The sequence below is a fragment of the Micromonospora inaquosa genome (genome assembly GCF_003857055.1).
In the GTDB taxonomy this organism is placed as follows: Bacteria; Actinomycetota; Actinomycetes; order Mycobacteriales; family Micromonosporaceae; genus Micromonospora; species Micromonospora inaquosa.
The window spans coordinates 1-10,178 of the sequence record NZ_QGSZ01000111.1 but is presented as its reverse complement, the minus strand read 5'-3'; the positions used below and the strand labels follow the sequence as shown (position 1 = coordinate 10,178).

Genomic DNA, 10,178 nt, shown 5'->3' with positions numbered 1-10,178 from the left:
GTGGTGGTGGTCGGCGGCGGCTGCGGCGAGCAGCTGCCGTTCGACACCTTCAGGCCGGTGTTGGCGCCGACCGTCTGACGGACGATGTCCGGCACGCAGCTCGCCCCGTCGAGGCTGTACGGGTACGGGATGCTGACAGTGGTGTTGGAGGTCGGGTTGGGACCGGCGGGGTAGTTCTCACTGCCGGCGCTGGACCAGGTCACGTTGTCGAAGACGTTGCCGCCGACCTGCCAGTAGCCGCGCTCATTGGTGTAGAAGGTGCCCAGCACGTCCTTGGAGTCGCGGAAGTAGTTGTTCTCCACCTTGGCCCTGGCCCCGGCCCGGGAGTTGATACCCGACTCGTGCAGGCGCACGTAGTGGTTGTTGTAGATGTGGGCGATACCGCCACGCAGCAGCGGCGTCCGGGAGTCGATGTTCTCGTAGAGGTTGTGGTGGTACGTGATGAAGCCGTTCGACAGGTCGCTCTCACTGGACCCGACGAGGCCGCCGCGACCGGAGTTGCGCAGGATGCTGTAGGACAGCGTCACGTACTGGGTGTTGTCCTTCATGTCGAAGAGGCCGTCGTACCCCTCGGACTCCCCACCCGAGGCCTCCAGGGTGACGTGGTCGACCCAGACGTTGCGGACCGTGCTCTCCATGCCGATGGCGTCGCCGCCGTTGGAGGTGGGCGAGCCCGACTTCTTGACGTTCCGCACTGTGACGTTCTGGATGATGATGTTGCTGGAGTCGCGGATGTGGATGCCGAGCTGGTCGAAGACCGCCCCGCTGCCGACCCCGATGATGGTGACGTTGCTGATCTGCTTGAGCTCGATCACGCCCGCCGCGGTGTTGCAGCTCGACCCGGACACCTTGCTGGTGTTGCCGTGGTTGATGGTCCCGGTGACCTCGATGGTGATCGGGGTACTGCTGCTGGGCCGACCGCACAGCGCCGCGTGGATCGCCGTTCCCGTGCTGGCGCGCACCGTCTGCCCGCCCGCGCCGCCGGTGGTCCCGCCGTTCTGGGTGGCGTAGCCGGTGGCGCTGCCGACCGCCGCCGAGGCCTGCGGGGTCGGCAGGGCCACCCCGACCGCGATCAGCACTGCCGCCGTGGCCAACACCGCCTGACTCCGCAGCACGACTCGTCGTCTCATGTCGCCTCACCTTCGCATTCGTCTCGTTCCAGGTTTCGACTCGACGGACATCGCGACCACAGTTGCCGACACTCGTCATTCAGAAATTGGCGACAGTCAATCGCGAGGATTTCATCGAGATCTCTCATGCCCTGGTGGGAGCAGGGATGTGGCGGGCGAGCGAGGCGCTCCTGGTGACGCCACTCGCCCGACCGTCAACCGAAACATCGATGTAACGCAATCGTAGGAAAGCGGTTTCCCTGAAGGCAATAGCTGACGCTTGCAGGTTTGTTGCAGTGGTCCGGGGCGGTCGGGTGAGCGGGCCGGGCTCTCGGCGACCCGGGTCTGCGGATTTGGTGCGCCGCGCGGTATTGACAGCGCTGGACCCGCCACCGATGCTCTGCTAAATCAGTTTAGCGACCGGCTCGCTCCGACCCGTCCCACTCCCGGTCCCGGGCCGGCTCGCTGACTGAGCGCACCACTTTCGAGAAAGGACCCGCATGAGACTGCGAAAAGGACTGATCCCGCTCGCCACCGCCGTCGTCCTGGCCACCGCCTCCGGCACGGCGTACGGCAGCGCAAGCGGTAGCCCCGGCGCCCCGGACGGAATCCGCAGCATCACCCCGATCACCACCGTCTACACGTACGGCCAGAAGGTCTCGGCGGTGGCGATCGAGTACGGGGCCACCGTCAACCCCCGCACCCTCGACACCGACACGTTCTCGGTGACCGACACCATCTACAACTTCCGCTTCAACCCCATCGAGGACCTGCCGAAGCTCGCCGAGCGGACCGTCACCCGCACCTACACCAACTCGGCACCGGATACCCGCGACGACCACCGGTCGACGCCGGGCAGGTACGTCATCGTCGAACTCGACCCCGCGGACACCGGCGGCTCGACGGTCATCGTCTCCAAGTGCCCGACGTTCCTCTGCACCGTGAAGGTCAACCCCGAGCTGCCGACCCGCATCACGCAACGCGAGGACGTGCACGGCCAGCCCGGTCGAGGAGCCGGCAAGGGCCCGGTGCTCGCCCGCGCCACCCCGCGCGAGTCCCGACCGGTCACCGCGAAGCCGGTCAACCACCTGGTCGACGAGTTCACCTACGGCTCGTTCCTCAGCGGCGGAATGGTGCTGCCTTACCACTACCACCTGCCGAAGAACTACCAGCCGGGCCGCACGTACCCACTGGTGGTCGTCCTGCCCGGTCACGGGATGGGCTGGGACGGCGACAACCTCGGTGTCCAGCTCGCCGCCGACATCCCGGCGACCGCGTGGCTCCAACCCCGCTGGACCGGCACCTCCGAGGACGTCATCGTCCTGGCCCCGCAGCACCAGCGGGTCGGTGGGGCCGCCGAGGCGGACCTGCTGGTCAAGCTGCTCGATCAGTTCGTCGGCCAGTTCGCGGTGGACACCCGTCGGGTGTACGCGACCACCGTGTCGTACGGCTCGCAGCTGCTCTGGGAGGCGTTCGCCAAGCGTCCGGACCTGTTCGCCGGCGGGTTGGTGACCGGTGGTTTCCCGGTCAACGCCACCCAGGCGACCGCCATCGCGGCGGCCGAGGTGCCGGTGTGGATCACCCACGGTGAGCACGACCACCTGCTCAACGTCTCCGGCGCGCGCAACTCCACGTCGGTGCTGCGGCAGGCGTACGGCGCCCGGGGTAAGACGCCCGAGCAGGCCGCCGACCTGGTGCGCTACACCGAGTACGCCGACGCCGCGTTCTCGGTGCCGGACTACCACGCGGCGTTCGGGCCGACCTACGAGGACGCCGGCATCCTGCGCTGGCTGCTCGACCAGGCCAAGCCCTAGGGTCCCGGGCCGGGCGACGCCGCACCGCGACCCGACGGCGTGATCTCCTCGCGTCGACGACGGGTTACCGGTGGGCGTCGCCCGCGTCGGGCTCGGCAGCAGCGGATGCACCGCCGACGAGCACGGACTCCTGGCCCTCCTGCCGACCCTCCTGCCGGGCGCGGGCCAACAGCCCGGCCAGCCGACGCCGCCGGTGCAGGGCCGCCGCCCGCAGCCCCAGGAGCAGGCCGGCGAGCAGACCCAGCAGTGCGAGCTGCGCCCACGGTACGACCCAGGCGGTGACGGTGGCGGAGGCCGGTCGAAGGTCGGCCCCGGCCTGGCCGTCGCCGAGCAGCGTCGGCGACGTGGTGACGGTCGTGCGGAGGCGACCCAGCGCCCAGACGCCGTCGGCCCGGGTCTCCACCGTCCGGCTGCCGCCCGGAAGCAACTCCTCGACGGTGCTGGTGGCGTCGTGGCTGGTCCGGCCGAGAAGGTCGGACATCGCCACCCGACTCGTTCCGCTGACCCAGACGTTGCCGTCGTTCTCGACGGTGTAGCGGACCCGCACCGTGCCACCGGCGAAGGGATTCCACGACGGGGTGTACGTCGCGCCGAGGCCCCGGACGGCCAGGGCCGCCCGCGCGGAGCCGTTGACCCGCAGCATGACCCGGAACCCGACCCGACTCTCGACGTTGACCGTGCCGCCGGTGCTGGTGACCGTCGCGGCGATGCCGGCCGGGTGGTCGCCCGGGGTGGCGCTCCGGGGCACCGTGATCGTGAACGGCACCACCCGCGTCTCGTCGGGGCCGACGGTGACCTTCTCCTGCACGTCGATCCAGGTGCCGCCGTCGACCGAGGGCCGGTCGGACGACAGCATGTTGAAGCGGCCCTTGTCGGTGAGGTAGCCGTCGGCGGCCTTCAGCGAGAAGGCGACAGCGGTACGGCTGAAGTTGCGGACCGCCAGGTGCTCGGTCACTGTCTGCCCCGGGTCGAGGCTGGCGTTGATCCACCGGCGTTGGTCCGGGCCACTCGCGGTGGCCGGCTGGACCGTCCAGGTCAGCGCCTTCGGGTCCGGTTCCGCCGCCGCCGCGGTCGGCGCGGCCGCAACCGCGAGGGACGCGACGGCGAGGACGACGAGCGCCCGGCGCAACGGGGTGACGGTCATGAGGCGGCCCTTCGGATTGTGCCCGGCGATCCGCGACGACAGGGCCGCGGGGGGCTGGGCGGGGGCCCGGTCCGGGCCCCCGCCCAGGCCACTACTCGAACAGTGAGAGCGTGAGCGTGGAGCTGTACTCGCCGGCGGCGACCTCTGCGGGGGTCCGCAGATACAGGTCGGCGTTGACCGAGTACGAGTCGCTGACGACGGCCGTGGAGTCGAAGGCCGAGACCAACAGCTCCTGGTCGACAAGGCCGACATTGTTGCCCGGCTGGGTTTCCTCGTCCAGGCTGGTCACCACCTCCTCACCCTCGGTGACCAGGCCGGTCTCGCCGCCGTCGAGCAGGCGCGGCTTCCAACCGAGGTGGTCGGCGGTGATCGGCGCCTGGCCGGCGGCGCCGGCGAAGTCGGTAGCGCTGCCGAGCACCGCCCAGCTGGCACCGTCGGGCACCTCGTCGGCGACCCGGGTGTCGGTGACCGTCACCGTCGGCAGCGTGCCGACGAACTGGCGAACCAGCAGGGTCGAGCCGTCCTCGGACAGCGCGACGGAGTCGCCGGCGATCGACAGGGCGAGCACGCCCGGTTCCCTGATCTCGTCGATGTCGACAGTGACCCGCACACTGGCGTCGTCACCGGGCTCGGCCAGTGCGGGCGAGGGCAGCACCGCCGCCCCGGTCAGCACGGCACCGACGGAACAGGCCGCGAGCAGCTGCCGCCGTTTGTATGTGTTCATCTGATCTCCGTTCTCTGCCATGAGGGGTTATCCGCCGCAGGTGCCGGCGGGGTGTTGCACGGTGCGGACGGTCGTCACGTCCTGTCCGCCGATCGCCCCGGTCACCCGGACCGTCACCGAACCCGCCGACACCGACACCGCACGGGTGTTGAAGGACTGGTAGGCGTTCGCGTCCGGCGCGACGGCCGCGAACGACCGCTCGCCGTACGGCGTCTGCACTGTGATGTCCACTGGCGCGTCATGGTCGTTGCGCGCCTGCACCGCCACGTACGTCTTGCCGGCCACGCACCGCGTCGACGCGGTGACCGTGACGGGCAGGTCGAGGGTGGCCGCCTGGAAGGCCCAGTTGTCGAGCTCGAAGAGGTCGACGCCGGCCGGGCCGGTGTAGGTGAAGTAGACGTCGTGCACTCCGCTGACGCCCGCAAGCTCTGCGGTCACCTCGGCCCACTGTCCGACCGGTGTGTCCACCGCGGCCGTGCCGACGACCGGACCATTGACGTCGTCCAGCCGGACCTGGACCTGCCCACCGGCGGCGAGCGCACGCACCCGCGCCGTCAGGCGCTGCGCGCCGCTGTCCCCGAAGTTCACCGAGGAGAGCGCCGTCCAGTCGCCGTTGTCGATGTCGCGGACCACCAGGTTCGGTGCCGCACCGCCGAACTGGGCGGAGTTGCCGTCGACCTTCGTGGTCGCGACGCCCTTGCTCCAGCCGAAGGTCTCGGCCTCGAAGACGCGGTACGGGTCGAAGTCCCGAACCTGGTCCACGCCGGCGTAGGTGCCGACGACCTGCTGGATCGTGCCGTCCGGGTTGAAGGTCAGCTCCTGGATGTGCGGGCTGCGGTACCCCTGGGTGGTGTTGCCGTTGATGCGCTTGTTCAGCGTCGGGGCGTGGTAGGTGAAGTAGTACTTGCCGCCGAACTCGAACACCGACTGGTGGTTGTTACCACCGGTGCCGGCACCGAAGAACTGCGACTGGTTCGGGAAGAGCACACCGGCGTAGGTCTCCTTCGGCCACGACATCGGACCGTCGGAGATCATGTAGCCGATCTGGCCACCTCCGGGGTAACCGGGCAGCGGCTGCTGGCTACCACCGAAGTCGTTTCCGCCGAAGTGCGACGAGTACGAGAAGTAGTACTTGCCCTGGCGCTTGAAGACGTGCCCCGCCTCGAAAGCGACCGGGGCGTCGACCACCGCGGCCGTGCCCTCGGTCGAGACCATGTCGTCGCCGAGCTCGATCGACCGGATGTTCTTCGGGTTGTTGAAGCGCTCGGCCGGCGGCATGCTCGTCGCCGCGGGACCACCACCGAAGTAGAGGTACGGCTGGCCGTCGTCGTCGACGAACGGGGCCGGGTCGAACTTCCACGCGACGGCCTCGGCACCGGGGGTACGGCCGTCGATCAGCGTGCTGGTGCGCTCGCTGGTCCACGGACCGAGCGGCGACGCGCCCGTGATCACATTGCTGGAGCCACCGCCGTTGGCGTAGTAGAGGAAGAACTTCTCCACTCCGTTGACCACCTTCTTGGTGATGCCCGGAGCCCACGAGTTCGTGGTGAACGGGGCCACCCCGTTGGGGCCGGCGACCTGGATCTCACCGTGGTCGGTCCAGTTCACCAGGTCCTCCGAGGAGATCACCGTGATCTGGTTGATGTCGCCGTAGTTGATCCCCGGCGAGACGCCGGTGGTCGGGTTGGGGGCGTAACCCTGGGTGTCGTTGGTCATGTACATGTAGACCCGACCGTCGTGCACGAGGCCGAAGCCGTCAGCGCCGAACTTGTGCCCGATCAACGGGTTGTGCTCCCCGGGGAGCTTGCCGACGACCTCGATGGTCTTCGACGCCGGGGCGGGCGGCTCGGCGCCGATCACCGACACGTCGTCGAGCTTGAAGTCCATGAGGTGCAGGTCCGGGTCGGTGGACGGCGTGCTCGTCCACGGGGTCTCGAAGAACAGGCGTGCCGTCGACACGCTCTGCGTCGTCGGGATCGTGAACGTTCCGGTGAACTGCGCCCACTGACCCTTCGTCGCCGTCACGCTGACCAGGTTGGTGTAGGTGCCACCGCCGTAGTGCATGGTGGCGAAGAACTGTTTCGTGGCCGGGCCGCTCTCGTTCTCGTACTTGATGCGGGCCGTGAGGGTGTAGGCCTGCCCGGCCTGCACCTTGCCGGTGAGGTCCTGCATCGGGCCGGATCCGGTGGTCGTCCGGCTGGTGACGAGCGCGGCGTTCGCGCCGGAGAAGGCGTCCGACGTGGCGGACAACTGGGCGCCGTCGGCGGCGTTTCCGTTGTTGATGAACCAGTTGGCCAGGCCGTCCTCGAACCCTCCGTTGACGACGAGGTTCGTGTCGGCGGCCTGGACCGGCGACGCGCCGGCGACGAACCCCGTGGCCAGCATCAGGCCGACCGTCGCGAGCGCTGCGACCCGTCCTCGGGTCGCCCGTCGCAATCGTTGTTCCACGAGACATCCTCCTTCATCTCTGACGTGCGGTCATCGGTGTACGGGGGATCGGTGGGTGGTCCGGACATCAGGGGTCGACTGCCGCCACCGGCTGGCCGTGGCCGGCGGCGCGGGACAGGTCCGCTGTTCCGCGCCGCCCCGGCCGGTCGCCGGTGGTGCTGGTCGAGAGCCGAGGGCTCGTGGTGGGTTATCCGCCGCAGGCGTTGGCGGGGTGCTGCGTGGAGTGGACGGTGGTCACGTCCTGGCCGGCGACAGTGCCGGTGACCCGGACCGTCGCTGAGCCGGCCACCACCGACGCCGTACGCGTGTTGAACGACTGGTAGACGTTCGCCCCCGGTGCGACGGCCGCGAACGACCGGTTCCCGTACGGGGTCTCCACGCTGATCTCGACCGGCTCGGTCGAGTCGTTGCGCGCCTGCACCGCCACGTACGTCTTGCCGCTCAGGCAACGCACCTGGGCGGTGGCCGTCACGGGCAGTGCCGCCAGCACTCCGAGTCGGGCCAGTTGGTAGCTCAGCGCCCGCTCCGGTGCGTCGATCTGGTTCTGGGTGCCGAGTTGACCGGCCCGTGCCGACGTCGCAGCGGCGAGCGCGGACTGCGTCGTGGCCCAGGCGTCGGCCGGGTAGTGGCGCGGGTCGAGCGTTTGCGCATGGGCGATGGCCGCGTCGAGGGCGGCGGTGTCCAGCGGCCGGCCCTGCGCGGTCAGCACGTCGCTGAGCAGGTAGTCGTCGAAGTCGACGTGGCCACCGGTCTCCTGGGTGGCGTAGTTGAACAGGCCCACCCGGTGACCCATGAAGTGCGCCAGGCTGCCGTCGAGCGCCTGCGGGCCGACGCGGTTGCCCAGCCGGGTCCACTGGACCCCGTCCAGGCTGTAGTAGAACGTCGTCCACAGTTGGCCGACCGGCGAGGCGAAGTCGAGGTCCGCCTTCAGGTGCACCTCGGTGGCGCTGCCCAGCGGCACCGTCGTGCCCGCCACGAAGTTCTCCAGCGTCGACTGGTCGAGGTCGACGGCGAACGGCTGCGAACGGTTCACCACGCCGAGGGTGTTGACGCCGTCGACGCGCTTTACCGCCGCGTACGAGAATCCGCGGTTGTAGGCCGCCAGGCCGGCGACGTCACCATTCTTCATTCCGGAGATGTCCATCCGGGTCTGCACCGACTGCCGTGGCCCGAAGGTCCGCTGCGAGAGCGTGTTGCGGGCTTCCTCGAACCACGCCAGCTCGGCCCGGTTGGACAGCTTCGTGTAGACGTACTGGCCGGTGACCACCTTGCCGGCGGTCAACCGCAGCCAACCGTCGCGGTCGGTGAGCGACCAGTACCGGTTGTCCGGGGCGTGGTTCCACTCCCACGCCAGGTCGAGCCGCGACCCGTTGGGAGCGATCTCCGCCGGGTCGAGCGGCGCCGGGACCGTCCACTGCTCGTCCTGGTACGCCTTGTGCGGCGCGTCGTTGGCGAAGTCGTCAGAGGCGACGATGCTCTTCTGCCGCTCGAACGCCTCCTCCGCCGGGCTGAGCCGGATCGGCTTGTCGAACAGGCCGTTCACCGGCACGACCCCGCCTGCGCCGAAGGTCGGCCAGCCGTTCTGCCAGGTGGCGGGGATGAGCGCCGGGATCCGACCGATCGGGAACGTGTCCCGGAAGAACATGCCGTGCCAGTCGGTCTCGCCGCCCGGACGGCTGATCGGCACCAGGCTGCCCTGCGCGAAGCCGTTGGAGTTGAGCACTCCGCGCGCCTCGTAGGTGTTGACGCCACCGGCCGAGGTGTAGCGCCCGAGCAGATCCTTCGACCGGAACATCACCACCTGGCGGCCCTGCCCGGACGGCCAGGTGATGATGACGGCGTAGTACCAGCCGTCGATGTGGTAGACCTGCGCGCCCTCGAACAGGCCGCCGATGAACGGCTGCCCGGCGTAGTTGTTGGCGGTGAAGATGTTCGGGTAGTCCTGCGCGATGGCCGTGAGATCGGCGTTGAGGCGGACGGCGCTGGTGCCGCCGGAGCCGTAGAAGATGTACGGCGTGCCGTCGACGTCGAAGAAGAGCGATGGGTCGTGCAGGCCACGGCCGAGGGCGGTGCGCTGCCACGGGCCGTTCTCGATGTCGTCGGTGCGGTAGAGGTACGCCCCGCTGAGGTTGTTGGTGTTGAAGACGGCGTAGAACGTGCCGTCGTGGTAGCGCAGCGACGACGCCCACTGACCCTGGCCGTACGAGTTCTGGCCGTTGCGGAGCGAGAACGAGTCGCCGATGCTCGCCCGGTCGAAGACGTAGTTGACGATCTCCCAGTTGACCAGATCGTACGACTTCATGATCGGCGCGCCCGGGCTCAGGTGCATCGTCGTGCTGATCATGTAGTAGATGTCGCGGCCCTCGTCGTTCTCGGCGGCCGGTACGCGCTCGACGCTGATGTCCGGCACGTCGGCGTTGAGCAGTGGCACGGAGTAGGTGCCGGCGCCGGTGTCGGTCGAGGTGTATGACGATCGGGGCGACCATCCGTCGGCGGCGTGCGCGGCGGCCGGGGCGGCCACCAGGCCGGCACCGACGAGGACGGCCGTCGATGCGAACGCGCACAGTGGACGGAGCCGTCCCGGACGCACTGTGGACGCAACCCGGGTCAGCGTGTTCGTGACCCGGGTTGCGATGGCGTTCAGGCTGTTCACAGCGAAGGTGGGGGCGGAGTTCAGGACACGCGAACGGATCGACACGGCCAAGACGAGCTCCAAACGCGAGAGCGGCGTGAAGGCCATCGTGTTATCGCTAACAACCACTGTCAAGACCCTCGATGAAACGTGCCCGAAGTATCCCCGTAACACCTCTCACCCTCCACAGTGGACGGCCAAGCCCACCGCACACCAGACCCCGGTGATCATGAAGTTATTGCCACGACCACGGCGTGTCAGGGCAACAACTTCATGATCAACCGAGGGGGCGGGGGCCGGCCAGGGC

Annotated in this window: 6 protein-coding genes; 1 reads left to right on the top strand and 5 read right to left on the bottom strand. The window is 69.0% G+C overall.

From position 1 onward, the window contains the following. The coding region (locus tag DLJ59_RS02515) for a pectate lyase family protein (RefSeq protein WP_124770900.1) at positions 1-1,130 on the bottom strand (1,130 nt) is incomplete at its 3' end. A 479-nt stretch (positions 1,131-1,609) separates the two neighbouring features. On the opposite strand from DLJ59_RS02515, the gene DLJ59_RS02510 reads away from it, so the two are divergent. Then, positions 1,610-2,923 carry a hypothetical protein gene (locus DLJ59_RS02510; protein ID WP_124770899.1) on the top strand — a complete coding sequence of 438 codons (1,314 nt, stop codon included), beginning with the start codon at positions 1,610-1,612 and terminating at the stop codon, positions 2,921-2,923. Between the two features lie 64 nt (positions 2,924-2,987). Here DLJ59_RS02510 and DLJ59_RS02505 read toward each other — a convergent pair whose 3' ends face one another. The 4 genes from DLJ59_RS02505 to DLJ59_RS02490 form a co-directional block, all read right to left on the bottom strand. Further along, complete coding sequence (locus tag DLJ59_RS02505) at positions 2,988-4,067, bottom strand: hypothetical protein (protein WP_124770898.1); 1,080 nt, start codon at positions 4,065-4,067, stop codon at positions 2,988-2,990. Between the two features lie 91 nt (positions 4,068-4,158). Continuing rightward, a complete protein-coding gene (locus tag DLJ59_RS02500) occupies positions 4,159-4,791 on the bottom strand; it encodes a hypothetical protein (RefSeq protein WP_124770897.1) in 633 nt (210 codons plus the stop codon). Positions 4,792-4,818: 27 nt separating this feature from the next. Continuing rightward, a complete protein-coding gene (locus DLJ59_RS02495) occupies positions 4,819-7,239 on the bottom strand; it encodes a family 43 glycosylhydrolase (protein ID WP_124770896.1) in 2,421 nt (806 codons plus the stop codon). Positions 7,240-7,426: 187 nt separating this feature from the next. After that, positions 7,427-9,892 (bottom strand): glycoside hydrolase family 43 protein, encoded by a 2,466-nt coding sequence (locus tag DLJ59_RS02490; protein WP_244235798.1) that lies wholly within the window; start codon positions 9,890-9,892, stop codon positions 7,427-7,429. Positions 9,893-10,178 lie beyond the last annotated feature (286 nt).